Origin of the sequence: Sandaracinus amylolyticus (genome assembly GCF_021631985.1) — a bacterium.
GTDB classification, from domain to species: Bacteria; Myxococcota_A; Polyangia; order Polyangiales; family Sandaracinaceae; genus Sandaracinus; species Sandaracinus amylolyticus_A.
Genome location: NZ_CP070225.1, coordinates 2,378,679 through 2,403,744 on the forward strand (window position 1 = coordinate 2,378,679; position 25,066 = coordinate 2,403,744).

Below are 25,066 nucleotides of genomic sequence, written 5' to 3' on the forward strand. Positions count from 1 at the left end.
AGCCGATTTTCGACGGGCTATGAGGGCGCGCTCTTGAGCGCGCGATCGCGGCTCGATACGGTCGCCGCGTGCCGGACGTCATCAACCCCGCATCGCTCGCGCCGCCGCGCGGGTACTCCAACGGCCTGCTCTTCCCCGCGAACGGCCGCGTGCTCTTCGTCGCCGGACAGATCGGCTGGGATCGCGAAGGCCACTTCCCGAGCGACGAGCTCGCGGCGCAGTTCGATCTCGCGCTCGCGAACGTGCTCGACGTGGTGCGCGAGGCCGGCGGCGCGCCCGAGCACGTCGGGCGACTCACGATCTACGTGACCGACAAGCACGAGTACATCGCAGCGGCGAAGACCATCGGCGCGTCGTACCGTGCGCGCATGGGCAAGCACTATCCTGCGATGGCGCTCGTGCAGGTCGCTGCGCTCCTCGAGGATCGCGCGAAGGTCGAGATCGAAGCGACGGCGGTGATCCCGTGACGATCGATCAGCTGAAGCAGGAAGGCTTCCGACTCGCGCTCGAGGACGGAGTGCTCACCGTCACCCTCGATCGCCCGGATCGCATCAACGCGCTCACCTTCGCGAGCTACGCCGCGCTGCGCGATGCGTTCCGCGCGTTCTCGGAGATGCGCGAGGTGCGCGCGATCCTCCTGCACGGCCAAGGGCCGCGCGGCTTCTGCTCGGGCGGCGACGTGCGCGACATCATCGGCGAGCTCTTCTCGCGCGACATGCGCGGGCTGCTCGAGTTCACGCGCATGACCGGCGCGCTCGTCGCCGCGATCCACCAGTGCCGCGCCCCGGTGATCACCGCGCTCCACGGCGTGGTGTGCGGCGCCGGTGCGGTGATCGCGATCGCGTCGGACGTGCGCTACGCCGCGCCCGACGCGCGCATCGCGTTCCTCTTCCCCAAGGTCGGCCTCAGCGGCGCCGACATGGGCGCGTCGTGGCTGCTCCCGCGCATCGTCGGCCACGGGCGCGCGAGCGAGCTCCTCCTCACCGGCGAGTTCGTCGACGCGGAGCGCGCCGAGCGCATCGGCTTGTTCAATCGCGTCAGCACCGACGTGCTCGCCGACGCGAAGAAGCTCGCGCGCACCATCGCCGACGGGCCCGCGTTCGCGCACGCGATGACCAAGAAGATGCTCGACTACGAGGCCCACGTGGACTTCGCGACGGGCATCGAGGCCGAGGCGCAGGCTCAGGCGATCTGCATGCAGCACCCGGACTTCCGCGAGGCCTACGACGCGTGGGTCGAGAAGCGCGCGCCTCGGTTCGAAAGGTGAACGAACATGGTCCGCGTCCCGATCTGCAGTGACGAGGTCCTCGAGCGCGCGTTCGTCGACGCCGACGTGATCGCGCAGGCGTGGTCGAGCGCGGGCTCGCTGGTCGACGACGCGGTCGCGACCGAGCTCCGCGCGAAGGATGCGAGCGCCGCGCTGGTCGCGGTCGTGCGGCTGCTCGGCGCGCGAGGCCTGCTCGGGCTCACCGTGCCCGCCGAATTCGGCGGCACCTACGAGCGGGTGCGCTCCGACGCGCTCTGCCTCGCGCGCGAGCGCCTCGGTCACGCCTCGCCGCTGGTCGAGCTCGCGTTCGCGATGCAGGGCCTCGGCGGCTACCCGATCGTCGCGCGGGGCTCGGACGCGCTGCGTGGCGCGTGGCTCCCCAAGGTCGCCGCCGGCGAGGCGATCGCGGCGTTCGCGCTCACCGAAGAAGACGCGGGCTCGGACCTCGGCGGCATCACCACCACCGCGCGCCTCGACGGCGACGCGTACGTGCTCGAGGGCACGAAGGTCTTCATCTCCAACGCGGGGATCGCCGACTTCTACACGCTCTTCGCGGCCACCGCGCCGCCTGGCGCCAAGCGTCGCCTCAGCGCGTTCGTCGTCCCCGCCGCGACCCCGGGCGTGCAGACGCGACCGATGCACGTCCTCGGCGGTCACCCGATCGGTGCGCTCGAGCTGCGCGGGGTGCGCATCCCGATCGCCAACCGCATCGGCGAAGAAGGCGACGGCCTCGCGGTCGCGCTCGAGACGCTCCACAAGTTCCGCCCGACCGTCGCGGCCGCGGCGCTCGGCTTCGCGCAGCGCGCGCTCGACGAGACCGTCGCGCACGTGAAGGCGCGCAGGCAGTTCGGCGCACCGCTCGCGGACCTGCAGGCGGTGCAGCTCCAGATCGCCGACATGGCGTGCGACCTCGAGCCCGCGCGCCTGCTCGTCTATCGCGCCGCGGCTCAGGCCGACTTCGCCGCGCAGCTCGAGCCGGGGGACGCGGAGCAGCGCAGCCGCGTCGCGCGCACCGGCAGCATGGCGAAGCTGATCGCGACCGAGGCCGCGTTCCGCGTGATCGATCGCGCGGTGCAGCTCCACGGCGGGCGCGGCGTGCTGCACGGATCGATCGTCACGCGGCTCTACGAGGACGTGCGCGCGCTGCGCATCTACGAGGGCGCGTCCGACGTGCAGCGCCTCCTCGTCGCGCGCGAGGTCCTGCGTTGAGCTGGATCCGCGCCGTCCGCGACGCGGGTCCATTGCTCGGCGCGGCCGAGCGCTTCCTCGCGCGCGAGCGCGACGCCGGCGAGCCTCCACTTCCACGCGGCGCCTCTGCGCTCGCGTGGCTCGCGCGTCGCGTCGATCGGTTCGCGGAGCGCGAGGACGCGACGGCGCGCGACGAGAGCGCGTTCGTCGAGGGCGCGGGCGCGCTGCTCGCGCTCGTGCTCCTCGATCACGTGGGGGAGGGCGGTCACGCCTCGCGCGACGGCGCCCATCGCGTGCGCGTCGGTGCGCGTGGCTTCTTCGATCCGTTCGCCGCGATCGAGGCCGCGCTCGACGCGCCCGCCGCGCGCGACGTGCTGATCGCCGAGGTCGCGCGCGCCGAGCGCGAGGCGCGCGGAGAAGACGGAGTCGGCCGCGCTGCGCTGGTGTTCGAGCGCCTGCTCGAGACCAAGCGCCCCGACCTCGCGGTGCGCGATCGGTTCGATCGCCGGCTCTGGCTCGAGGGGGACGTCGAGGTCGATCTCGCGCGCACCATCGACGCGAGCGAAGGGCAGGGACCTGCCGCGGTGGAGCAGGCCGTCGCGAAGCTCGTCTCGATGTTGCCCGGCGGCGAGGGCACGACGGTGGATCGCGACGAGGCCGCGGCGCGCCTTCTTCCTCGCGTCGTCGCGCCGGAGCTCGCGGCAGACGTGAGCGCCGCGCTCTTCTCGCGCGTGCTCCCGAACGACGTGCGCCTCTCGCTGGTGCTCGCGTACGAAGGCCGCTCCCGCTTCGTGCGCGGGCGCGAGCTCGAGGGATGGGGGCTCGGCGAGGACGACGCGATCCGACTCGCCCTCGAGAACCTCGCGGCGCGCTCCGCGAATGCGCGCTTCGCGCGCGTCGAGACCGCCGAGGGCGCGATGGTGATCGCGCGCACCGGCGACGGCCTCGACTCCGCGCGCCTGCTCTTGCCCACGCTGCACGACGTGCTCGCGCCCGAGCTCGGCTCGCCGTTCCTCGCCGCGATCCCCCACCGCGACGCGCTCTACGCCGCGACGCCCAGCGCACGCGCCGCGCTCGCCACGCGCGCGACCGACGACGCCGCACGCGCCCCGCATCGGATCACCAGCGCGCTCTTCCTCGTCACCGCGCAGGGCCTCCGGCACTCACCGTGAATCGCGGGCACAGGTCCCGCGAGAATTCCCACGAGAACACGCGGGCACACGGCATGCTCAGCGCATCGCCCCGTGCGCCACTCGCTGTGCATCGTCGTGCTCGCGCTCGCGTCCGGTTGTCACGCGTCGCACCAGCGGGTCGACGACGCCGGCGCCACGGCCTGTGATCCCACCACGCGCCCGACCTGCGTCACCCGCGCGGCGCCCTGCGATCCGCTCCAGCTCGTCCCTCCGCTCTGCGACGAGCCGACCCTCGCGTGGAGCTGTCCCGAAGGTGCCCGCGAGCACGTCGCGCCGTGGCGCAGCGATCGATGCCTCCCCCTCGAAGGCACCGCGGACATCGTCCACGAGGCGCCGATCGCGGTCCCGCAGGGCGATCGCTGCGCGTGGTGGCTCCCCGCGCTCGAGCACGAAGGCGAGGCGCGCGCCCACCTGCTCGTCGACGTCGCCGACGGGTGCGACGCGCTCGCGCTGCCGGCATCGCTCGAGCCCGCGATCGAGACCCCCGAGGGCGCCGACATCGTCGGCGTGCAGGCCGCGATCGACGGTCCCCGCCTGCTCGTGCGGGGATGGGTGCTCGATCCCGCGGGCGGCTTCGGCGTGACCGCGCTGGGCGTCGGCTTCGCGCGTCGCGAGGGCGCGCGCTTCGTCGTCCCGGCGTGGCTCTTCGATCCCGACACCGAGGACTTCGGCGACGCCGCGATCACCGACGGCGATCACGTCTACGCGTACGGCTGTCCCGGCCCGCCCGAGTGGCTCGAGGAGGACTGCTTCGTCGCGCGCGCCCCGCGCGACGCGATCGACGATCGGACCGCGTGGCGCACCCTCGGCGAGCGTGGCTGGGGCGAGGGCGCAGCGCGCCGCGTGTTCGGCAGCGGCCCCCACCGCGGGCCGGTGGTGCGCGATCCCCGGGGCCGCGGGTTCCTCCACGTCTACGCGATCGGCTTCGGCGATCGCCTCGAGATCCAGCGCGCCGATCACCCCGAGGGCCCGTGGTCCGCGCCGCGCCCGCTGATCGACTGCGAGCTCCCGGAAGGCGACCCCGACGCGTACTGCGCGGGGCCCGGCATCCACGTCGAGCTCTTCGACCCGCTGCGCCCCGACGAGCTCGTCGTGAGCTACTCGATCGGCACCCTGTCCCCCGACGGCCCCGAGCGCCGCGCGCGCGACCCTCGCGGGTACTGGGCGCGCGTGGTCCGAGCGTCGCTGCCCTGACCCGCGACGCGCGGGGAGCGCCGGTCGAGCCTCGGGGAGCGCTCCGCGCACGCGCGGGACGCGGCGCCCGAGCGCCGACCGACGCTCCGGCGACGTCCGGGATGCACCGGTCGAGGCTCGTGTGGCGCACCCCCGATACCCTCGGAGCCCCGGTCAGGGGCCGACCGGCGCGCCTCCGACGTGCGAGGAGCGCCGGACGAGGCTCGTGTGGCGCTCCGCGCACGTCCCGGGAGGCCCGTCCGAGCCTCGACCGGCGCTCCGCGGCGGCGCCGGGCCCGAATCGGCGCGGAATCCGGCTCAGCGCCGCCGCCGGCCGCCGTCGAACAGGCTGGGATCGAGCGGCGCCGCGCCGAAGTCCGACTCGTTCGCGGTCTCCGCGAGCGTGTCGAGCTCCGCGAGGAAGTTCGGCGCGGGCGGCAGCACCGTCTTCGTGGGCTTGGGCGGCTCGGTCGCGAGCTGCAGCCCGACCACCAGCGCGACGTCCTTCGTCGACACCTTCGGATCGAGCCACCGGATCAGCTCGTCGGTCGCGCTCGCGAGCGCCTCGGCGCCCGGCGTCCGCTTCGCGGGATCACGCGCGAGCACCTCGATCACCAGCCGATCCACCTCGCGCGGGATGCGCGGATTGATCGACGAGGGCCGCGGCACCTCGCACGCCGCGACCGCGCGCACCGTCGCGCCGTCGTCGTCGCGCTGGAAGAGCCGGCGCCCGCACAGCATCTCCCACAGCACGATCCCCGCGGCGAACACGTCGATCTGCGGCGTCGTCGGCTGCTGCTGGATGATCTCCGGCGCGAGATAGCCGAGCTTGCCGCCCATCATCCCGCCGCCGAGCTGCGTCTCGTGCACGTTCGCGTCGGCGAGCCCGAAGTCCGCGAGCTTCACCGCGCCGTCCTTGCCGAGCAGCAGGTTGTGCGGCGACACGTCGCGATGGACGATCTGCAGCGGGCGTCCCGTCGCGTCCTGCGCCTCGTGCGCGTACGCGAGCCCGTGCGCGAGCTCGCGCGTGATCCACAGCGCGGTCGCGACCGGCATGCACGCGCCCCGTGCGTGCGCGCGATCGAGCACCGCCTTGAGCGTCGTCCCCTCGACGAGCTCCATCACCATGATCAGCGAGCCCTGCACCTCGCGCGCGTCGTAGACCCGCACGATGTTGCGGTGGCGCAGCTGCATCCCGAGCCGCGCCTCGTCCATGAACATCGAGTGGTAGAGCTCCTGCGACGCGAGCTCGGGCAGCACGCGCTTCAGCGCGACCGGGTACGAGTCGCCGCCCTCGAAGTGCGCGAGCCCCTTCCACACCTCGGCCATGCCGCCCGCCGCGATGCGCTGCGTCGGCACGTAGCGCGTCGGCGCGCGCCGCAGCTTCGTCGAGATGCGCGAGTTGTCGGCGGGCACGCGCCGAGCGTCACCCCGGCACCCTCGCGCGTCAATGCGCCCGGGCTATGCTCCGCGCGCCATGAGCGACCCCGTCTCCGCCGAGCTCTTCCGCCGCGCCCAGGAGCGCTTCCCCGGTGGCGTGAATTCCCCCGTGCGCGCGTTCCGCGCGGTCGGTGGCACGCCCGTCTTCGTCGACCGCGCAGAGGGCGCGTACCTCTGGGGCGCGGACGGCAAGAAGTACGTCGACTACGTCGCGTCGTGGGGCCCGATGATCGTCGGCCACGCGCACCCCGACGTCGTGTCCGCGGTGCAGACGGCGATGACGCGCGGCGCGAGCTACGGCGCGCCCACCGCGCAGGAGACCGACCTCGCGGACCTGGTCGCGAAGATGGTCCCGTCGATCTCGATGATGCGCTTCACGTCGAGCGGCACCGAGGCGGTCATGGGCGCGCTGCGGGTCGCGCGCGGGTTCACGGGGCGCGACCTCGTCGTGAAGTTCGAGGGCTGTTACCACGGCGGCGCCGACTACCTGCTGGTCAAGGCGGGCAGCGGCCTCGCGACGTTCGGCGTGCCCACCAGCGCCGGCGTTCCCGCGTCGATCGCGAGCACGTGCACGGTGCTCCCCTACAACGACGTCGCGGCGCTGAACGAGCTCTTCGCGGCGCGCGGCAGCGAGATCGCGGCGGTCATCCTCGAGCCGGTGGTCGGCAACATGGGGACGGTGCCGCCGGACCGCGCGTTCCTCGACGCGCTCCGCGCGCTGACCACGGAGCACGGCGCGCTGCTGGTGTTCGACGAGGTGATGACCGGCTTCCGCCTCGCGAAGGGCGGCGCCCAGGAGCGCTTCGGCATCACCCCCGACCTCACCACGCTCGGCAAGATCGTCGGCGGCGGCCTGCCGGTCGGCGTCTACGGCGGACGTCGCGAGATCATGGAGAAGGTCTCGCCGATCGGCCCGGTCTACCAGGCGGGCACGCTCAGCGGGAACCCGCTCGCGGTGGCCGCGGGCCTCGCGACGCTGCGCATCCTCGATGGCGACGCGACCTTCTACGATCGCCTCGAGGCCGCGAGCGCCGAGCTCGAATCGATCCTCGTCGACGCGTCGAAGGCCTCGAAGGTCCCGGTCCGCGTCCAGCGCACCGGCTCGATGATCACGCCGTTCTTCTGCGAAGGAGAGGTGCGCTCGTGGGCCGACGCGGCGCGCTGCGACACCGCGGCGTTCGGTCGATGGCACCACGCGATGCTGGACTCGGGCGTCATGTGGCCCCCTGCTCAGTTCGAGGCCGGCTTCGTGAGCATCGCCCACGACCAGGCCACCCTGCAGCACACCGCCGCGGCCGCTCGGGCTGCGTTCGCCGCGGTGTAACCATCGGTTATCGCTGAGCAAAATGGCCAAGCGGGCGCGCGCCTGGCCATCCTTGCACCCCCCAAAACGCCATGCTACATGGCGCGCGCCGTCGGGCCTGAGGGAGTTTGTTGGGACCCGAGCAGCGCAAGCAGCTGAAGACGGCGGGCCGTGTCGGCTCCGTCGGGCTCGAGCTCGTGATCGCCACGATGCTCGGGTACTTCGGAGGCACCTGGCTCGACGGAAAGTTCGGAACCAGCCCCATTCTCACCTACGTCGGATTGGCCCTCGGCATCTTCGCCGGCTTCAAGGGCCTCTACGACCTCGCGAAGAGAACCAACCTCGACGAGCTCTGACGCTCGCATACCCCTGAGCACATCTTGGAACACCGCATCGTCGACACGATCACGCGCTGGGTGGGAGCGAGCACGCTTCCTCTCGTCGTGATCGCGTTCGTGGGCGGCGGCTTCGAGCGTGGCCTCGGCGCCATCGCGGGCGCGTCGCTCGCGGTGCTCAACTGGCTGGTGATCCGCTGGGTCGTGATGGCGATCGTGCGTCGTGGTGAGCGCGGCTTCGGCCTCACCGCGGTGCTCGTCGCGAAGATCGGCTTCGTCCTCGCGGGCGCGGCGATCCTGCTCCGCATCTTCGACGCCACGGGGTTGATCCTCGGCGTCAGTGCGCTCGTCACCGGCTTGTTCGGTGGGGCGCTGCATCTCCACTTCAACGGCTCGCTGAACGCGCAGGACGAAGGCGTCCTCGGCGTCGGCGAGAGGGACTGAGCGAGCGATGCCGCACGGCGAGTCGTGGTTCACGCTGGCGTTCCGAGGGACGACGCTCTGGGACAACGTCGTCAACCTCGTCATGGTCATCAACAACCTGATGACCGGCGAGAGTGACTCGATCCTCGCGAACGAGACCGGTCACGTCGGTCACGTGTTCGGCGCGCTGTTCATCCTCCTCCTCATCGCGGTGATCGCGTTCCTCGCGAGCACGAAGGTGAAGGACACCAAGAGCGCGATCGTCCCCGAGGATCGCCTCACGGTCCGCACGTTCGTCGAGCTCTTCGTGGGCGCGGCCTACTCGATGATGTCGGACATCATGGGGCCGAAGCCGGCGCGCTACTTCCTGCCGCTGATCGGCACCTGCGCGTTCTTCATCCTCTTCTCGAACGTGCTCGGTCTCGTCCCCGGCTTCACGCCGCCGACGGACAACCTGAACACGACGCTCGCGATGGCGCTCGTCATCTTCCTCGCGACGCACGTCTACGGCATCAAGGAGAACGGCTTCAACCACGTGAAGCACCTCTTCGGGCCGATCGTCGCGTGGTACGCGCTGCCGCTGATGCTCCTGATGTTCTGCATCGAGGTCATCAGCCACATCGCGCGCCCCATCTCGCTCTCGATTCGTCTGATGGCGAACATGGTCGCCGACCACCTCGTCGTCGGCGCGTTCCTCACCGTGTTCGCGTTCCTCGTTCCCGTGCCCGTCATGGTGCTCGGAACGCTCGTCTGCATCGTGCAGACGCTGGTGTTCTGCATCCTCTCGACGGTCTACATCGGCCTCGCGATCCAGCACGACGAAGGCCACCACTGAAAGAGCTCGGCCGCTCTCCCGAGCGGCTCGTTCGGAGAGAAGCAAGGCAACCCGTTTTCCGGTCGGCTAGCCGCGGCTGTGCAGCCTCGTTCATCGAGGCACGGTGCCCGCCGGGGTTCGCAGGAGGCACGTTCGTCATGAAGAAGAATCTGCTCGGTCTCACCACGTTCCTGTCCATCCTCGCGATCACCTCGACGGCGTTCGCTCAGGACGCGGGGACCAACCAGTACGACGTCCAGATGTGGAAGGCGATCGCGGCCGGCTTCGCGATCTCGATCGCGGCGCTCGGCGGCGCGCTCGGCCAGGGCCGCGCGGCGGCGGCGGCGCTCGAGGGCATCGCGCGCAACCCGAACGCGTCGGGCAAGCTGTTCGTCCCGATGATCCTCGGCCTCGCCCTCATCGAGTCGCTCGTGATCTACGCCCTCCTCATCGCGGGCGGCTTCATCGGGCCGCTCGGCGGGTGATCCTCGAGCGCCGGTGACGGCGCCCGAGCTCGCACACGAGGCTCGAACGACGGGCCGGCGCTCTTCGGGGCGTCGGCTCGTCGTGCTTCCGTCGCGCCATCGTCCGCGCAGCGTGGATGCGCGCGCAACGTTTGACGTCGCGACGTGCATCTCGATATATTCGCGAGCGTTTCGGAGCTCGGGGGGGCGCCGAGCGCGAGCCGCCCCTGCATGCCCGAACAACGTCGCCAGCGTCGCTACGACCTCCGTCGCCGTCTATGGTGCGAGGGGGACCGCTATACCGTCGCGCTCCAGACGGTGAACGCGAGCGAGGGAGGCGTGCAGCTGCGGACGTCGATCCCGCCGCCCCCGGGGACGAAGCTGCGCATCTCGCTCGACGAGCCGGGGCGCGGGCGGGTGGTGATCGACGCCGAGGTCGTGTGGGCCCAGGCGGGTCGCGGTCGCGGCGCGATGGGCCTGCGTTTCGTGCAGTTCTGCGAGGGCCGGGACGTGTGGACCGGGCTGCTCCACGAGCTCGACGGCGCGCCGAAGACGGCCGAGTAGCTGGCCGAGGCGCGAGCAGCGCCACATACTCGGACTCGCATGGACGCCCGCGACGAGACCGAAGACCTGCTCGAGCGTGCGAAGGCCGGCGACGATGCGCCCGCGGCGGTGTCTCCGCGCGGCGACGTCGGTGGCGAGACGCGCTCCCCCGCTTGGGTTCGCATCGTGGCGCTCGCCGCGGTGTTCGCAGTGGGAGCCGGGGCGGTCGGTTGGCTGCTGAGCGGCGAGGACACGTTCGTGTACTCGGAGACGATCGAAGAGGTCGTGGCCGAGCCGAGCGAGCACCTGGGTCGCACGCTGCGCGTCGAGGGCGCGCTGACGAACGGCTCGGTGCAGTTCCGCGAGGAGCCCTGCGAGTGGCGCTTCGTGCTCGAGAGCGGTGAGCGCCGGATGCCGGTCGAGTTCCCGCAGTGCGTCGTGCCGGACACCTTCCGCGACGGCATGGGGATCTCGGTGACGGTCGAGGGGCGCCTCCGCGAGGACGGCTCGTTCCTCGCGAGCCAGGTGATCCCGAAGTGCCCGTCGCGCTACGAGATGGACCAGCGGCAGCAGGCCGGCGAGGCGATGCCGCACGCGGCGCCGCCGGAGACGTCGTCGGTCGGAATGCCGCGGCCGCCCTCGTGAGCGATCTGCTCGAGACGCTCGCGTCGCGGATGACGTTGGGCGATCTGCTCGAGGCCGTGCGTCGTCTCTGCGGCGGATACGACCTCGTGCAGCACCACACGCAGGGCGAGTTCCACCACGACGTGGTGCTGCGCGTCCACGACGCGCGTGCGCTGCCGGGCGCGTTCCTGATCGTCTCGACGAACTGCAACGGCGGCGTGAAGGAAGTGCTCTGCACCGCGGACGCGCCGGAGATCGCGGGCGTGTGGCGGTGGCGCTGCCCCGAGAACGACGAGTTCCGGGGCGCGGTGCCGACGATCCTCGGCGTCGCGCGCACGCTGCACTGGTTCGATCCCTGCGAGCTGCTCACCGCGGACGCCCGCAGCGAGCTGCGCCCCGAGCACCGCGAGCGCCAGCCCGGCGGCGGCTGGCGGATGTGCGGCAAGACCTCGCGCAGCTGAGCGCCCGCGCATTGACGACGCGGGATCCCCGCGCGTAGAACACGCGCCCGATGCAGCCGGGCGAGACCGTCATGGACGCGGAGTCGATCGCGCGGACGGTGCGTCGGCTCGCGCACGAGATCGTCGAGCATGCCGGTGGGACCGAGCGGCTCGCGCTGGTCGGCGTGCGGCGAGGCGGCGTGCCGATCGCGGAGCGCCTCGCGCGTGCGATCGAAGAGGCCGAGAAGCAGGTGGTGCCGGTGGGCAGCGTCGAGATCGCGCTCTATCGCGACGACGCGGCGACCGCGCTGCCCGATCCGAAGATCGGTCCGAGCCGGATCGACTTCGACGTGACCGGGCGCGAGGTCGTGCTGGTCGACGACGTGATGCAGACCGGCCGCACGATCCGCGCGGCGATCGACTGTCTGCTCGACTACGGCAGGCCGCGCCGGGTGTGGCTCGCGGTGCTGCTCGATCGTGGTGGGCGCGAGCTTCCGATCGCGCCCGACTTCGTGGGCCGCGTGGTCCAGGTGCCCGGTGGTGCGCGGCTCGAGGTGAAGCTCGACGACGTCGGGTTCGAGCGTGCGATCTGCGTGAGGAGCGCGACGACGTGACGAGGCCGTTCAGGCACACGCATCTGCTCGGGATCGAGGGGCTCGAGGCGAGCGACGTCGCGCAGATCCTCGACGCCGCCGAGGTGTTCTACGAGGTCTCGCGACGTCCGGTGCGCAAGGTGCCGACGCTGCGCGGCAAGAGCGTGATCAACCTCTTCTTCGAGGCGAGCACGCGGACGCGCACCAGCTTCGAGCTCGCGGGGAAGCGGCTCAGCGCGGACGTCGTGAACATCTCGACGTCGACGTCGAGCGTCACGAAGGGCGAGACGCTGCTCGACACGGTGCAGACGCTGCAGGCGATGCACCCCGACGTCGTCGTGATCCGGCACTCCGCGTCGGGCGCGCCGCACTACGTGAGCGAGCGCGTGGGGTGCAGCATCGTCAACGCGGGCGACGGCGCGCACGAGCACCCGACGCAGGCGCTGCTCGACGCGTTCACGATCCGCCGCGCGAAGGGCACGCTCTCGAAGCTCGTGGTGACGATCTGCGGCGACGTCGCGCACTCGCGCGTCGCGCGCAGCAACGCGATCCTGCTGCGGCTCTTCGGGACCGAGGTGCGCGTGGTCGGACCGCGCACGCTGATGCCCAGCGAGGTCGAATCGTTGGGGGTCAAAGTATTCGATCGGCTCGAGCCCGCGCTCGAAGGCGCCGACGTCGTGATGGTGCTGCGCATCCAGCGCGAGCGGCTCGAGGGCGCGCTCCTGCCGAGCATGCGCGAGTACAGCCGCACGTTCGGCATCTCGCCGCGCACGCTGGGCTACGCGAAGCCCGACGCGATCATCATGCACCCCGGGCCGATGAACCGCGGCGTGGAGATCGCGCCCGAGGTCGCGGATCACGCGCGCAGCGCGATCCTCGATCAGGTCGAGGCGGGCGTCGCGGTGCGCATGGCGGTGCTCTACCTGCTCGCGGGTGAAGCGGGCGCCGGGCCGGGCACGCAGGGGTGACGCGCACCGGGCTGGAGCGCGTCGCGCGCGGAGAGGTGACGTCGCTGCGCGGGCGGCGCGTCGGGCTCGTCGCGCATCCGGCGAGCGTGACCTCGTCCTTCGAGCACGCGTCGAGCGTGCTGGCGCGGGCGGGCGCGCAGATCGTCGCGTACTTCGGGCCCGAGCACGGCTTCGGCGGCGAGGCGCAGGACATGATCGGCGTGGGCGATGCGCGCGCCCCCGATGGTGCGCCGATCCACACGCTCTACGGCGACAGCTTCGCGTCGCTCTCGCCGACGCCCGCGCAGCTCGCGGACATCGACGCGCTCGTGATCGATCTGCAGGACGTCGGCAGTCGCTACTACACCTTCGTGTGGACCGCGGCGCTGTGCCTCGAGGCGGCGAGCGCGCTCGGGATCACCACCGTGATCCTCGATCGGCCGAACCGGCTCGGCGGCGTGGTGATGGAGGGCGCGCCGCAGCGCGACGGATATCGCTCGTTCGTGGGGCTGCACGACGTGCCGGTGCGGCACGCGATGACGATCGGCGAGATCGTCACGATGGTCGCGACGTCGCGCGGGATCGCGCGCGAGGCGCTCGAGATCGTGACGATGGAGGGCTGGGACGCGACGCGCGGGTGGGACCTGCCGTGGGTGCTGCCCTCGCCGAACATGCCGACGCTCGACACCGCGCGCGTGTATCCCGGTGGCTGTCTGATCGAGGGCACCAACTTGAGCGAGGGGCGCGGGACCACGCGGCCCTTCGAGATCTTCGGCGCGCCCTTCGTCGACGGACGCGCGCTGGCGCGCGACGTGGTGATCGAGGGCGCGACGCTGCGGCCGCTGACGTTCTCGCCGACGTTCCACAAGCACGCGAAGACGGTGTGCGGCGGCGTGCAGGTGCACGTGATCGACGAGGCGCGCTTCGCGCCGTACGCGGCGTACGTGCGGATGCTCGCAGCGATCGCGCGCGCCCATCGCGCCGACTTCGCGTGGCGCACCGAGCGCTACGAGTTCGTCGATCACGTCCCCGCGATCGATCTGCTGTGCGGTGGGCCCGAGGTGCGCGAGGCGATCGACGCGGGCGCGGACGTGGACGCGATCCTCGACGCGGAGCGCGATGCGGTGGCGCGCTTCGGCGAGGAGCGCCGCGCGTGGCTGCTGTACCCGAGGTGAGCAAGCCCGCGCGCGTGCAGGGCATCGACGTCGCTCGTGGGCTCGCGTCGATGCTCATGGTGCAGGGGCACGCGTTCGACGCGTGGGCGTCGCCCGAGGCGCGCGAGACGACGTGGTACACGATCGAGCGCGTCTTCCTGCAGACGCTCGCGCTGCCCGCGTTCCTCGTGCTCGCGGGCGCGTCGCTCTCGCTGAGGGTCGAGGCCGCGGCGCGCAAGGGCGAGCGCGCCGACGACGTGCGACGCGCGGTGATGTCGCGCGCGCTGCAGATCGTCGCGGTGGGCTACGCGCTCAACGCGTTCTCCGCGATCGTCGACGGCTCGGAAGGGATCGTCACGTGGCTGCGCGCCGACGTGCTCCACGTCATCGGGCTCTCGCTCGCGTCGCTCGCGCTGGCGATCCGCGGTGAGCGCGTTCGCGCGGAGGTGGTGACGCGGGTTGCGATCGGGATCGCGATCGTGCCGATCGTGATCTGCCCCTGGGTGACGCGGTGGTCACGCACCGTGGAAGGGCCGATCGGCTGGGTGCTCGGGCTCTTCGCCGACGTGCCGGGGATCACGCGGATGCCGTGGATCCCGCTCGCGTCGTGGGCGGCGATCGGGTTCCTGGTCGCGCGGCTCATGATCGCGCGCAACCGCGAGGCACGCAGCGCAGCGGGCGCGCCGACGTCGTTCGTGATCGCGATGGGCGCGATCGCAGGCGTGGTCGTCGTCGTGGGCACGTGGGCGCAGCGCGCGATCGTCGATGCGCTCGGTGGGCCGCTCGATCGTGCGCACGTCGCGGTGATCGCGAACGCGGTGCAGCTCGTCGCGCGCGGTGTGCTCGTGCTCGCGATCGGTGCGCTGATCGCGCCGCGCTTGCCGGAGCGTGTGCGGTGGCTTTTCGTGGTGATGGGGCAGGGCTCGCTGTGGGCGTACGCCTTCCATGTGCCGCTCTGCTACGGGCGCTTCGCCGAGGTCACGGGCTTGCGCGAAGGGCTCTCGCTCGGTGCGTGCGCGCTCGCGGCGACGCTCTTGGTGGTCGCGAGCTGGGGCGCCGCCGCGCTCAAGCGCGTGAAGGATCGGCGGTGGGCGAATTCGTGAATGGTCGCCCGATGTTGCGCATGTCGCACCGACGCGTGCGCCGTGCTCGCGGTACCACGAGTTCCTTGTGATCGACCCCCGCCTCGTGCGTGATCGGACTCCATGTGCCGATCGGTCGAGGGTCGTCGATGAGCAAGGTGAAGATCATGATCGTGGACGACAGTCCGCTGATCATCGACGTGGTGGGAACGGTCCTTCGCGGGGCCGGGTACGAGGTGGTCACGCGATCGGTCGCGGTGGGCGCGAGCGCCGCGATCCTACGAGAGCGACCGGCGTTGGTCCTGATCGACGTCTCGATGCCGCTCGTGACGGGCACCGAGATATCGCAGTCACTCCGCGGTAGTCGCTCGTCACACGAGAGCGTGATCGTGTTGCACTCGGACCGCCCGGCCGAGCAGCTCGACGCGCTGGTGAAGGAGTGCGGCGCCGACGGGTATGTCCGCAAGACCGGCAACCCGCGCGAGCTCCTCGCGGAGGTGTCGCGCTGGCTCGCGTACGGCGCGCGCAAAGCGCGGGGCCGCGGGGCGGGTGTGTTCGTCGCGGCGAGCATCGCGACCCAGGCGCTGGTGCGCGAGGTGATCGGCACGCGGGCGACGGTGCAGGCGACCGACTCCGGCACCGAGGCGCTGCGCGTGCTCTACGCGCGTGATGCGCTGCGCAGCGTCGTGATCGGGAGCGCGCTCCGCGATCTCAGCGCGTCGACGTTGTGGCGCAAGGCGCTCGAGGTCGATCCGCGGCTGCGCGGGCGCATGGTCGTGATCGACGAGGGCGGGCGCGACGAGCGCGTGTGGCCCGCCGACGTGGTGTGGTGGACGCGCGCGGATCGTCCGGATCGGCTGCTCGAGGCGCTCGCCCTCGAGGGCGCCGAGGGCTGACGCGTGGCGCAGCAGGTGGTGCGCTTCCGAGTGGCGTCCGCGCAGCTCGCGATCGCGGCGGAGCACGTCGACGAGATCGTGCCCTGCGAGACGCCGACGATCGTGCCCGGCGTGCCGGCGCACGTCGCGGGGATCGTCGCGGTGCGCGGGGACGCAGTGCCGCTGCTCGATCTGCGGATCTTCCTCGGGCTCGGCGACGCGGTGAGGTCCGAGGATCGCGAGCCGCGCGTGCTCGTGGTGCGCGCCGCGGGATATCGCGTCGGGCTGATCTGCGATCTCGTCGTGGGCATCCGCGCGATCGGCGACGAGCGCTTCGGACCGCCCGCGAGCGTGCAGCCTCCGGAGCTGCGCGAGCACGCGCGGGCGCAGCTCGATCTGGGCGACTCGATCGCGGTGGTGCTCGACCTCGAGCGGATGCTGGAGGCGGCGCGTGCGTGAGCTCGCGATGTCGGTCGTGGTGGTGCCGCTCGCGGCGGTGCGGCTCGTCGTCGACGCGCGGCGCGTGAGCGCGATCGAGGACGCGTCGTCCGCCGAGGGCACGACCCACGATCTCGCGGAGATGATGGGCATCGCGCTGAGTGAGCAGAGCGTGGGCGAGCTGGGGCGGCGCGCGCTGCAGGTCGACGGAGGAGCGTGGCTCGTCGCGGCGGAGCGGGTGATCGTGCGATCGCTGCGCGTCGAGGCGTTCCATCCGCTGCCGAGCTGGCTGGGATCGCTGCACGAGCGCCTCGGCATCACATCGCTGGTCGCGCTCGAGGACGGGTTCGGGTTCGAGCTCGACGTCGATCGTGTCGCGGGAGGGAGCGCGTGAGCTCGTTCCAGGCGCGCTTCCGCGTGCTGGCGCGCGAGCGCCTCGTCGTGATCCGCGCGCACCTCACGGCGCTGGGGCGCGGCGGTGAGGACGTCGGTGAGCGCGGCGCCGAGCTGCGCCGCGAGGTCCACACCATGAAGGGCGAGGCGCGCATCGTCGGCGAGGACGAGATCGCGAGCGCGCTCCACGAGCTCGAGGAGGAGCTCGCACACGCGGGCGAGGGCATGCTCGCGCCCGAGCGCGTCGCGTCGTTGCTCGCGCGCATCGATGCGATCGAGCTCGCAATCGATCGGAACGAGACGCCACGCGAGAGCGCGCCACCGGGCGGCGACGATTGGGTCGAGCGGCTCGCGCGGAGCGCGGGCGGTGCGCTGCTGCGCGTCGACGTCGGCGCGGTCTCGCGGATCGCGCGCACGGTGGGAGAGCTGCGCATCGGAGAGACCGATCTGCAGCGCGCGATCGAGGGGCTCTCAGAGATCGCCGACGCAATCCGAGTGCGCGGTGACGATGCGACGGATCGCGCGCGGGCGGCGGCCGATCTGCGTCGGCTCGTCGTCGGGATGCGACAGCTCGCGTTCGATCAACACGTGCGCATCGACCAGCTCGTCTCGCACGTGCGCGAGGTGCGGATGGTCCCGCTCGGCACGCTGTTCGAGCGCTTCCCGCGCGCGGCGCAGCAGCTCGCGCAGGAGCTCGGGAAGCAGCTGCGCGTCGAGGTGCGCGGGGCCGACGTGCAGGTCGATCGCCAGGTGCTCGACGTGATCGCGGAGCCGATGCTGCACCTCGTGCGCAACGCGGTCGATCACGGGCTCGAGGCGCCCGACGTACGGCGCGATCACGGAAAGGCGCCGGAGGGCACGCTGGAGCTCAGCGCGATCACCGAGGGCTCGCTGGTGCGCATCGAGGTGCACGACGACGGGCGCGGGGTGGACGTGATCGCGCTCCAGGCCGCGCTGCGCGAGCGCGGGATCGGCGCGGCGGAGGACGTCGCGACGCTCGACGACGAGGAGATCCTCGAGCGGCTCTGCCGACGCGGGCTCAGCACGCGGCGCACGGTGACCGACATCTCGGGGCGCGGCGTCGGGCTCGACGTGGTGAAGCGGCGCGTCGAGTCGGTCGGCGGTCGGCTCGGGCTGCGCACCATCGCGGGCGCGGGCGCGACGTTCTCGATCGAAGTGCCGATGTCCGCGCTGCTCGCGCCGATGCTCTGCGCGGTGACGGACGACGCGCGATATGCGCTCGCGCCGCAGGACGTGGAGCAGCTCGTCGAGCCGAGCGCGTCGAGCATCGAGACGGTGGGGCGCGGGCTCGCGCTGCGGGTGGAGGGCGCTCCGGTGCCGTTCTTCGATCTCGCGACGCTCCTGGGGCGCGCGCGGCGCGATCCGCGGGAGCGCACGACCGGGCTGGTGATCGCGCACGGGGGACGGCGGATCGCGGTCGCGGTCGATCGCGTCGTGGGCACGCTCCCGGTGCTGCAGCATCGGCTCGATCCGTTCCTCGAGGGCGCGACGCTGGTGCGCAGCGTGGCGCTCCTCGCGAACGGCGAGCTCGCGGTCGCGCTCGACGTCGGCGAGCTGTTCCGGCGTGCCGACGCCGGGCGCGCGATCGCGGGGTCGGCGGAGAGCGAGCGCGCGAGAGCGCGCAGCAAACGCGTGCTCGTCGCCGACGACTCCGAGCTCACGCGCGACGTCGTGGTGTCGATCCTCCGCGAGATGCAGCTCGACGTGATCGAAGCGGTCGATGGGCGATCGGCGCTCGAGCTCATCGCGTCCACCAAGCCCGACCTCGTGCTCACCGATCTCGACATGCCGGTCGTCGACGGGTTCGAGCTGCTGCGCCGGGTGCGCGCCGAGCCTGCGTGGTCGTCGCTGCCCGTCATCGTGCTCTCGACGCGGTGGGCGCCCGCGGATCTGCAGCGCGCGTCGGAGCTCGGCGCGGACGCGTACCTCGTGAAGAACCGCATCGAGCTCGACGAGGTGCGCCGCGTGGTCGGCGCGCACCTCGCGACACCGCGCCGCGAGGAGGGCGAGCGGCCTTGAGCGCGCGTGCGATCCGAGTGCTCGTCGCAGACGATTCGCCGCTCTGCGCCGAAGCGCTGCGCACGGTGATCGACGCCGATCCGCGGATGCGCGTGGTCGGCATCGCGCACGACGGGCTGCGCGCGATCGAGCTCGCGGCCGCGCTGCGTCCGACGGTGATCACGATGGACGTGCACATGCCGAGGCTCGACGGGCTCGCGGCGATCGCGCGCATCCGCGCGGTGCAGTCGGCGCGCATCCTCGTGGTGACCGGCGACGACGCGCGCGGGCTCGCGTTCGAGGCGATGCGTCGCGGCGCGGCCGACGTGGTGAGACGGCCGCATCCGCGGCAGGGATGGAGCGCCGGCGAGCACGACGATCTGCGGCGTCGCATCGTCGCGCTCGCGCAGGTGCCGATGACCACGTCGCCGAGCGCGCCGCCTCCGCGGGTGCGTCCCGCGCCGACGTCGGCCAGCGGGCGCGTGGAGATCGTCGGGATCGCGGCGTCGACCGGCGGACCGATCGCGATCGCGACCGTGCTCGCGTCGCTGCCGCGCACGTTCGCGGCGCCGATCGTGATCGTGCAGCACCTCGCGGCGGGGTTCGCGGAGGGCCTCGCGCGATGGCTCGACGGCGCGTGCGAGCTCCGGGTCCGGCTCGCGCGCGAGGGTGAGGTGCTGCGCGCGGGTGACGTGCGCGTCGCGCCCGACGACGTGCACGTCGCGATCGAGCGGGGCGCGCGGGTGCGCTTCGATCGCGATGCGGCGATCGAGGGGCATCGTCCTTCGGCGACGCGCCTGTTCTCGTCGCTCGCGCCGCTCGGCGCGCGGGCCGCGGGCGTGGTGCTCAGCGGGATGGGGCGCGACGGCGCGAGCGGGCTCGCGGCGCTGCGGCGCGCCGGCGGCGTGGCGATCGCGCAGGACGAAGCGACCAGCATCGTGTTCGGGATGCCGCGCGCCGCGCGTGACGCGGGCGCGGAGGTGCTCCCGCTCGATCGCATCGCGGCGCGGCTCGAGTCGCTGGTCGCGGCGCGCGAGGTCGCGTCGTGAGCTTCGCAGAGCGGCTCGCGCCGCTGATCGCACAGCGGCTCGGTCTACGGCCCTCGGTGCGATCGACCGACGCCGAGCTCGCGACGCTGATCGAGGCGCGCCGCCGCACGCTGGGCCTCTCGAGCGCGGCGGCGTACCTCGAGCACGTGACGCGCGCGCCCGAGCTCGAGCTCGCGCATCTCGCCGCGGCGTTCACCAACGGATGGACGTGGTTCTTCCGCGACCACGAGGCGATCGTCGCGCTCGCCGAGCGGCTCCGCGCGAGCGCGAACGGTGCGCCGGCGCGGGTGTGGGTCGCGGGGTGCTCGACCGGCGAGGAAGCGTACGGCGTCGCGATCGCGTGCGCAGAGCGCGGTGTGGACGTGCGCGTGGTCGCGAGTGACGTCGACGCGGCGCGCATCGAGATCGCACGGCGCGCGGAGTACGGCGCGCACGCGCTGCGCCGGGTGCCCGAGACCGCGCTCGCGCGATGGTTCGAAGCGCGCGGCGATCGCGCGCGCGTCTCGGCCGAGCTGCGCGCCCGCGTGATGCTCCGCGTGCACAACCTGCTCGACCCCCCGCTGCTCGCGCCGGGCGGTGGCGGCTGGGACGCGATCGTCTGCCGGAACGTGCTGCTCCACTGCACCGACGAGTCGTCGTCGCGCATCGCGGATCAGCTCGCGAGCGCCGTCGCGTCGCACGGCGTCGTGCTCTTCGGGCCCGGCGATCCGCGGCCCAGCGCGCCGATCGTCGTCACACCGCGCCCGGTTGCGCGCGCGCCCTCGACACCACCGCCGCCGCCCCGTGAGCGGAGCGTCGACGAGCTCTGGGCCGACGCGCGCGAGCGCATCGCGCGCGGTGCCTACGCGGCCGCAGGAGGCTCGCTCGAGCGATTGCTCGCGCGCGCGCCCGACCGCGTCGAGGCGTGGCTCGCGCTCGGCAACGTGCGGCTCGCGACCCACGATCTCGCGGGCGCGGAGGACGCGTATCGCGCGGCGGAGCGGATCGACCCGCTCTCGGCGGAGCTCTGCTTCGTGTGGGGCGCGCTCCATCGCAAGCGCGGCGCGTGGGACGACGCGACGCGCGCGCTGCGCCGTGCGGTCTTCCTCGACGCGGATCTCTGGCCCGCGCGGTATCTGCTCGCGGGCGCGTGGGATCGCGCCGGCGAGCACGAGCGTGCGCGCGCGGCGCTCGACGCGACGCGGCGATCGTTGGTGCGCCGGCCGGAGATCCGGTGGCGCTCGTGCGTGGACGACATCGAGGCGCTCGCGTGCCCTGCCGAGATGGTGCGCGCGATCTGCGCGCAGCGAGTGGGATCGAAGGAGGAGGTCGGGTGATGGACGGCGGCGAACGGTCGATCGTGTCGGAGCTGGACGCGCGCACGCGCGCCTTCGAGCTGCGGTTCATGCGCACTGCGAGCGCCGGGCTCGCGACGGTGATGGTCGCGGCGCTCAGCGCGATCTCGTACTTCCAGCCCTCGCTCGTCTCCGTCGCGTGCCTGGGGATCATCGTGATCGCGACGGGCAGCGCGTTCGGGCTCACGTTCACGCCGTACCGCCGCTCGGCGGCGGCGGTGCTGCTCTTCGGCACGTCGTGCGGCGCGCTCCTCGCGGTCGCGTTCGACGGCACGGGCACGTTGGGGTCGGGCGCGCTGCAGGCGCTGCTCATCAACGTCGCGCTCTCGCCGTTCCTGCTGCCGCGCAGCGGCGTGATCGCGCTGGTCGGGTTCAACGCGGGCGCGGGCATGCTCGCGCACCTCAAGGTCGGCCTGGTCGACGGGGGATCGCCGGCCGACCTGGTGCCCGCGGCGGTGGGCTCGGCGCTCGTGCTCGGCGTCGCAGCGCTCTCGATCTCGTCGTTCGTCGGTCAGGCGAAGGAGCACCAGGACTCGCTGCGCCAGCGCCTGCACGACATCGACATCGTGATGGAGCGCGCGCGGCGCATCGCGAAGGGCGATCTCGCCGGCGAGATCCAGGGCGACAGCGACGTCTCGCGCGTGATCGCGTCGATGCTCGGCGGGCTGCGCGGGCTGGTGGAGCAGATCCAGAAGGACGCGTCGCAGCTCACCCACGCGAGCAACGAGATCGCGGCGATGGCGCAGCAGCAGGAGCGCAGCGCGATCGAGCAGGGCGGCGCGATCGAGGAGACGCGGCGCACCGTCGGCACGCTGCTCCAGGGCTCGCGCTCGATCGCCGGGGCGGCGCGCGGCGTGACCGACAATGCGAGCGCGACGCTGCAGAACGCGGAGCTGATCAGCGATCGCATCCGCACGCTGACCGAGCACGCGCAGCGCATCACCGAGCTGCTCGAGCTGATCCGCGACGTCGCGAACAAGTCGGAGCTGCTCGCGCTCAACGCGGCGCTCGAGGGCGCGAAGGCGGGCGAGGCGGGGCGCGGCTTCTCACTGGTCGCGAACCAGATGCAGCGGCTCGCGGAGAGCGTGATGGAGTCGGTGAAGATCGTGAAGGAGCTCACCGGCGACATCCGCAAGGCGACCCAGGCGACCGCGCTGGCGACCGAAGACGCGACGAAGCTCGCGCGGGACACCACCGACGCGGCGCGCCGCATCGGCGTGATCACCGAGGAGCAGGAGTCGAGCACCGAGCAGGTGACGCGCGCGATGGACGAGATCGCCGACGCGACGCATCAGAGCGCGGCGGGCACGAACCAGACGCTGCAAGCGGTGCGCGAGCTCTCGCAGATCGCGGAGCGCCTGCACCACTACACGTCGCAGTTCCAGCTCTAGCTGGCGAGCGCGGCGCGCGGGATCGGGAACACCGCCGGCTCGAAGCGCGCGACCGGCGGTGCGCTCGCGCGGCGCGCCTCGATCGAGCCGCGCGAGGCGCGGAAGTCGACGCGCGCGAACGCCATCCCGGGCTCGGGATCGTGCCGCGGCGGCGGGATCGTCGGCACGCGCGCGGGCGTCATCGTCGCGCGGCCCAGCCACGAGATGAGATCGTCGACGATCGCGGCGGCCGCATCGGGGCGGCCCTCGTCGCGCGCGGCGGCGGCCATCGCGCGGCGTCGCGCCGGATCGTCGAGCAGCGCGCGCACCTCGCCGGCGAGGCGATCGATGGTCAAGCTCGCTTGACGAATCGCGATCGCGGCCCCGGCGCGCTCGAGCGCCTCGGCGTTGCGCGCCTGGTGATCGTCGGCGGCGTGGGGGTAGGGCACGAGGATCGACGGGCGTCCGATCGCGCAGAGCTCGGCGAGCGTGGTCGCGCCCGCGCGCGCGATGACCAGCGTCGAGCTCGCGTACGCGCGCGCCATATCGTCGATGAACGACACGACCTCGGCCTTCACGCCCAGCGCCTCGTAGCGCGCCACGACCTCGGCCTGCATCGCCGCGCCGGTCTGGTGCACGACCTCGATGCCGCGCTCGGTCACCCCCGCGGCCGCGAGCGCCTCGGGCACCGTCTCGTTGAGCGCCTTGGCGCCCTGCGATCCGCCGAGCACCAGGATGCGGCGCGCGCGCAGCTCGAACGCCTCGGGGTCGCTCAGCGCGAGGCGCGCCGCGTCGACGAACGCGCGTCGCACCGGGTTGCCCACGACGCGCGCCTTCTCGCCGAAGTGCGACGCCGTGACCTCGTAGGTCAGGTACGCGCGGCCGACGACCGGCGCGAGCATGCGGTTCGTGAGACCGACGTGAGCGTTCTGCTCCATCAGCGCGCACGGGATGCCGAGGCTCGCCGCGGCGACGAGCATCGGGCCCGACGAGTACCCGCCGACGCCGAGCACGACGTCGGGCTCGACGTCGCGCAGGATCGAGACCGCGTGGCTCCACGCGCCCGGGAGCTTCAGCAAGGACTTCATGAAGCCCGCCGGGTCGGTGCCCTTCAGCGGGCGCACGTCGAGCGCCTCGAAGCGCTCGCGCATCGCCGGGATCACGCGCGCCTCGATACCGCGCTCGGTCCCGACGTACGCGACGTCGAGGTCGTGGTTGCGCCGGCGCAGCTCCTCGACCACCGCGATCCCCGGGAAGAGATGACCTCCCGTACCGCCCCCCGCGATGACGACGCGCTCGATCATGCTGCGCCTCCTTCGAACAGCTTCAGGCCGGTCGGCGCGCTCGCCCGCGCGTTGCCGGTCTGGGTGGACTCGCTCGTCGCGGTCTCGTCGCCCTCGCGAGGCCGCGACACGTTGAGCAGGATCCCGAGCGCCGCCGCGTTCACGAGCAGCGCCGATCCGCCGTAGCTCACGAAGGGCAGCACGAGGCCCTTGGTCGGCACCATGCCCATCGCGACTGCGAGGTTCGTGAACGCCTGCAGGCCCACGAACATCGTCACGCCGACCGCGAGGAACGAGCCGTAGTCGTCCGCTGCGCGGAACGCGACGCGCACGCCGCGCACGACGATCAGCACGAACGCGAGCACGACCAGCGCGATGCCGACGAAGCCGAGCTCCTCGCCGATGATCGCGCTGACGAAGTCGGTGTGCGCCTCGGGCAGGAAGAAGAGCTTCTGCAGCGAGTCGCCGATGCCGACGCCGGTCGCGCCGCCGGAGCCGAATGCGATCATCGACTCCGCGACCTGGTAGCCCGCGTCCTGACGGTGCCCGAAGGGATCGAGGAACGCCTCGACGCGTCGCATGCGGTACGGCGAGCTGATCACGAGCAGCACCGCGAGCGCCGCGCCCGCGAGCACCATCGAAAGGATCGGACCGACCTTCGCGCCCGCCGCGAAGAGCAGCACGAACGTGATCACGCAGATCATCACCGCGCTGCCGAAGTCGGGCTGGCGCAGGCAGAGCAGCGCGAGGAAGCCCATCACGAGCAGGTGGGGGAGGATGCCGACCTTGAAGGTGCGGATCGCCTCCTGCTTCTTCGAGAGCGAGTAGGCGAGCCAGAGGATCATCGCGACCTTCGCGACCTCGGCGGGCTGCACGTGGAACGGACCGATCGCGATCCAGCGTGCCGCACCGCCCGCGCTGTGGCCGAAGCCGAGCGCGACGTAGACGAGCAGCGCGATCGTCACGGCGAGGATCGGATAGGTGAGCGCGCGGAGGCGGTGATAGTCGATGCGCGAGACGACGATCATCAGCGGGAGCGCGATCGCCGCGAAGATGGCCTGGCGCTTGAGGAAGAAGAGCCCGTCGTGGAAGCGCTGCGAGGCGAACACCGCGCTCGCGCTGAACACCATCACGACGCCGAACGCGATCAGCGCGAGCACGATCCCGAGCAGCACGGGATCGCTCGGGCCGATCGCCTTGGGCCATCCGCCGAGGAGCGAGGGCGCGGGCGCTGGAACCGACGCGCGCGGCACGTCGGCCACGCGAAGCGGCGTCTCGCTCTTGCGGAATCGCGCCGCGATCCAGCTGCGGATCATGCCCAT

Annotated in this window: 27 protein-coding genes; 24 read left to right on the forward strand and 3 right to left on the reverse strand. The window is 72.4% G+C overall.

Going from position 1 to position 25,066, the window contains the following annotated elements; genetic code table 11:
- Positions 1–68: 68 nt before the first annotated feature.
- The 5 genes from I5071_RS09765 to I5071_RS09785 all read left to right on the forward strand — a co-directional run bounded on the left by I5071_RS09765 (position 69) and on the right by I5071_RS09785 (position 4,842).
- Positions 69–467 carry a RidA family protein gene (locus I5071_RS09765; protein WP_236605148.1) on the forward strand — a complete coding sequence of 133 codons (399 nt, stop codon included), beginning with the start codon at positions 69–71 and terminating at the stop codon, positions 465–467.
- Positions 464–1,267, forward strand: coding sequence for an enoyl-CoA hydratase family protein (locus I5071_RS09770; protein ID WP_236605149.1), 804 nt, complete (start codon positions 464–466; stop codon positions 1,265–1,267). Before I5071_RS09765 ends, I5071_RS09770 begins: the two co-directional genes overlap by 4 nt.
- Before the next feature lie 6 nt (positions 1,268–1,273).
- Positions 1,274–2,476 (forward strand): acyl-CoA dehydrogenase family protein, encoded by a 1,203-nt coding sequence (locus tag I5071_RS09775; RefSeq protein ID WP_236605150.1) that lies wholly within the window; start codon positions 1,274–1,276, stop codon positions 2,474–2,476.
- Entirely contained in the window at positions 2,473–3,627 is a 1,155-nt protein-coding gene (locus tag I5071_RS09780; RefSeq protein ID WP_236605151.1) for a hypothetical protein, read from the forward strand. Before I5071_RS09775 ends, I5071_RS09780 begins: the two co-directional genes overlap by 4 nt.
- Before the next feature lie 72 nt (positions 3,628–3,699).
- Complete coding sequence (locus I5071_RS09785; RefSeq protein ID WP_236605152.1) at positions 3,700–4,842, forward strand: DUF4185 domain-containing protein; 1,143 nt, start codon at positions 3,700–3,702, stop codon at positions 4,840–4,842.
- Between the two features lie 297 nt (positions 4,843–5,139).
- Here I5071_RS09785 and I5071_RS09790 read toward each other — a convergent pair whose 3' ends face one another.
- The gene (locus tag I5071_RS09790) at positions 5,140–6,237 is read right to left on the reverse strand and encodes a serine/threonine-protein kinase (protein ID WP_236605153.1); all 1,098 of its coding nucleotides are present in this window, start codon (positions 6,235–6,237) and stop codon (positions 5,140–5,142) included.
- Positions 6,238–6,298: 61 nt separating this feature from the next.
- Here I5071_RS09790 and hemL point away from each other — a divergent pair, with 61 nt between their 5' ends.
- The 19 genes from hemL to I5071_RS09885 all read left to right on the forward strand — a co-directional run bounded on the left by hemL (position 6,299) and on the right by I5071_RS09885 (position 22,482).
- On the forward strand, positions 6,299–7,585 hold the full coding sequence (gene hemL, locus I5071_RS09795; protein WP_236605154.1) for a glutamate-1-semialdehyde 2,1-aminomutase: 1,287 nt from the start codon (positions 6,299–6,301) through the stop codon (positions 7,583–7,585).
- 107 nt (positions 7,586–7,692) lie between these two features.
- Positions 7,693–7,920 carry an AtpZ/AtpI family protein gene (locus I5071_RS09800; RefSeq protein WP_236605155.1) on the forward strand — a complete coding sequence of 76 codons (228 nt, stop codon included), beginning with the start codon at positions 7,693–7,695 and terminating at the stop codon, positions 7,918–7,920.
- A gap of 24 nt (positions 7,921–7,944) precedes the next feature.
- Complete coding sequence (locus I5071_RS09805) at positions 7,945–8,343, forward strand: hypothetical protein (protein ID WP_236605156.1); 399 nt, start codon at positions 7,945–7,947, stop codon at positions 8,341–8,343.
- Positions 8,344–8,350: 7 nt separating this feature from the next.
- Positions 8,351–9,157, forward strand: a complete 807-nt coding sequence (gene atpB / locus I5071_RS09810) for a F0F1 ATP synthase subunit A (RefSeq protein ID WP_236605157.1) — start codon at positions 8,351–8,353, stop codon at positions 9,155–9,157.
- Positions 9,158–9,294: 137 nt separating this feature from the next.
- Positions 9,295–9,621 carry an ATP synthase F0 subunit C gene (locus I5071_RS09815; protein ID WP_053234591.1) on the forward strand — a complete coding sequence of 109 codons (327 nt, stop codon included), beginning with the start codon at positions 9,295–9,297 and terminating at the stop codon, positions 9,619–9,621.
- A gap of 210 nt (positions 9,622–9,831) precedes the next feature.
- Positions 9,832–10,164: a PilZ domain-containing protein gene (locus I5071_RS09820; protein ID WP_236605158.1), complete on the forward strand. Its 333-nt coding sequence runs from the start codon at positions 9,832–9,834 to the stop codon at positions 10,162–10,164.
- A 39-nt stretch (positions 10,165–10,203) separates the two neighbouring features.
- The gene (locus tag I5071_RS09825) at positions 10,204–10,788 is read left to right on the forward strand and encodes a cytochrome c maturation protein CcmE (RefSeq protein WP_236605159.1); all 585 of its coding nucleotides are present in this window, start codon (positions 10,204–10,206) and stop codon (positions 10,786–10,788) included.
- On the forward strand, positions 10,785–11,228 hold the full coding sequence (locus tag I5071_RS09830; RefSeq protein WP_236605160.1) for a hypothetical protein: 444 nt from the start codon (positions 10,785–10,787) through the stop codon (positions 11,226–11,228). The genes I5071_RS09825 and I5071_RS09830 overlap by 4 nt, the downstream gene beginning before the upstream one ends.
- Before the next feature lie 50 nt (positions 11,229–11,278).
- Complete coding sequence (gene pyrR, locus I5071_RS09835) at positions 11,279–11,821, forward strand: bifunctional pyr operon transcriptional regulator/uracil phosphoribosyltransferase PyrR (protein ID WP_236605161.1); 543 nt, start codon at positions 11,279–11,281, stop codon at positions 11,819–11,821.
- On the forward strand, positions 11,818–12,768 hold the full coding sequence (locus tag I5071_RS09840) for an aspartate carbamoyltransferase catalytic subunit (RefSeq protein WP_236605162.1): 951 nt from the start codon (positions 11,818–11,820) through the stop codon (positions 12,766–12,768). The genes pyrR and I5071_RS09840 overlap by 4 nt, the downstream gene beginning before the upstream one ends.
- Complete coding sequence (locus tag I5071_RS09845) at positions 12,765–13,922, forward strand: exo-beta-N-acetylmuramidase NamZ domain-containing protein (protein ID WP_236605163.1); 1,158 nt, start codon at positions 12,765–12,767, stop codon at positions 13,920–13,922. The genes I5071_RS09840 and I5071_RS09845 overlap by 4 nt, the downstream gene beginning before the upstream one ends.
- Entirely contained in the window at positions 13,901–15,004 is a 1,104-nt protein-coding gene (locus tag I5071_RS09850) for a heparan-alpha-glucosaminide N-acetyltransferase domain-containing protein (protein ID WP_236605164.1), read from the forward strand. The genes I5071_RS09845 and I5071_RS09850 overlap by 22 nt, the downstream gene beginning before the upstream one ends.
- A 128-nt stretch (positions 15,005–15,132) precedes the next feature.
- Complete coding sequence (locus tag I5071_RS09855; RefSeq protein WP_236605165.1) at positions 15,133–15,879, forward strand: response regulator; 747 nt, start codon at positions 15,133–15,135, stop codon at positions 15,877–15,879.
- A gap of 3 nt (positions 15,880–15,882) precedes the next feature.
- Positions 15,883–16,317 carry a chemotaxis protein CheW gene (locus I5071_RS09860; RefSeq protein WP_236605166.1) on the forward strand — a complete coding sequence of 145 codons (435 nt, stop codon included), beginning with the start codon at positions 15,883–15,885 and terminating at the stop codon, positions 16,315–16,317.
- Positions 16,310–16,690, forward strand: a complete 381-nt coding sequence (locus I5071_RS09865) for a hypothetical protein (RefSeq protein WP_236605167.1) — start codon at positions 16,310–16,312, stop codon at positions 16,688–16,690. The genes I5071_RS09860 and I5071_RS09865 overlap by 8 nt, the downstream gene beginning before the upstream one ends.
- Positions 16,687–18,729 (forward strand): hybrid sensor histidine kinase/response regulator, encoded by a 2,043-nt coding sequence (locus I5071_RS09870; protein WP_236605168.1) that lies wholly within the window; start codon positions 16,687–16,689, stop codon positions 18,727–18,729. The genes I5071_RS09865 and I5071_RS09870 overlap by 4 nt, the downstream gene beginning before the upstream one ends.
- Positions 18,726–19,757, forward strand: coding sequence for a chemotaxis protein CheB (locus tag I5071_RS09875; protein ID WP_236605169.1), 1,032 nt, complete (start codon positions 18,726–18,728; stop codon positions 19,755–19,757). The genes I5071_RS09870 and I5071_RS09875 overlap by 4 nt, the downstream gene beginning before the upstream one ends.
- Positions 19,754–21,073 carry a CheR family methyltransferase gene (locus I5071_RS09880; protein ID WP_236605170.1) on the forward strand — a complete coding sequence of 440 codons (1,320 nt, stop codon included), beginning with the start codon at positions 19,754–19,756 and terminating at the stop codon, positions 21,071–21,073. The genes I5071_RS09875 and I5071_RS09880 overlap by 4 nt, the downstream gene beginning before the upstream one ends.
- Entirely contained in the window at positions 21,073–22,482 is a 1,410-nt protein-coding gene (locus tag I5071_RS09885) for a methyl-accepting chemotaxis protein (RefSeq protein ID WP_236605171.1), read from the forward strand. Before I5071_RS09880 ends, I5071_RS09885 begins: the two co-directional genes overlap by 1 nt.
- Here I5071_RS09885 and murG read toward each other — a convergent pair.
- Both murG and ftsW read right to left on the reverse strand, forming a co-directional pair.
- Complete coding sequence (murG, locus tag I5071_RS09890) at positions 22,479–23,765, reverse strand: undecaprenyldiphospho-muramoylpentapeptide beta-N-acetylglucosaminyltransferase (RefSeq protein WP_236605172.1); 1,287 nt, start codon at positions 23,763–23,765, stop codon at positions 22,479–22,481. The two genes, I5071_RS09885 and murG, sit on opposite strands and share 4 nt — an antisense overlap.
- On the reverse strand, positions 23,762–25,066 hold the full coding sequence (gene ftsW, locus I5071_RS09895; protein WP_236605173.1) for a putative lipid II flippase FtsW: 1,305 nt from the start codon (positions 25,064–25,066) through the stop codon (positions 23,762–23,764). Before ftsW ends, murG begins: the two co-directional genes overlap by 4 nt.

Excerpts from the sequence above, each read along its gene's own strand:
- I5071_RS09775 (WP_236605150.1), top strand. The coding sequence starts at position 1,274 with ATGGTCCGCGTCCCGATCTGCAGTGACGAGGTCCTCGAGCGCGCGTTC.
- hemL (WP_236605154.1), top strand. The coding sequence starts at position 6,299 with ATGAGCGACCCCGTCTCCGCCGAGCTCTTCCGCCGCGCCCAGGAGCGC.
- atpB (WP_236605157.1), top strand. The coding sequence starts at position 8,351 with ATGCCGCACGGCGAGTCGTGGTTCACGCTGGCGTTCCGAGGGACGACG.
- I5071_RS09815 (WP_053234591.1), top strand. The coding sequence starts at position 9,295 with ATGAAGAAGAATCTGCTCGGTCTCACCACGTTCCTGTCCATCCTCGCG.
- I5071_RS09820 (WP_236605158.1), top strand. The coding sequence starts at position 9,832 with ATGCCCGAACAACGTCGCCAGCGTCGCTACGACCTCCGTCGCCGTCTA.
- I5071_RS09825 (WP_236605159.1), top strand. The coding sequence starts at position 10,204 with ATGGACGCCCGCGACGAGACCGAAGACCTGCTCGAGCGTGCGAAGGCC.
- pyrR (WP_236605161.1), top strand. The coding sequence starts at position 11,279 with ATGCAGCCGGGCGAGACCGTCATGGACGCGGAGTCGATCGCGCGGACG.
- I5071_RS09855 (WP_236605165.1), top strand. The coding sequence starts at position 15,133 with ATGAGCAAGGTGAAGATCATGATCGTGGACGACAGTCCGCTGATCATC.
- I5071_RS09885 (WP_236605171.1), top strand. The coding sequence starts at position 21,073 with ATGGACGGCGGCGAACGGTCGATCGTGTCGGAGCTGGACGCGCGCACG.
- murG (WP_236605172.1), bottom strand. The coding sequence starts at position 23,765 with ATGATCGAGCGCGTCGTCATCGCGGGGGGCGGTACGGGAGGTCATCTC.
- ftsW (WP_236605173.1), bottom strand. The coding sequence starts at position 25,066 with ATGGGCATGATCCGCAGCTGGATCGCGGCGCGATTCCGCAAGAGCGAG.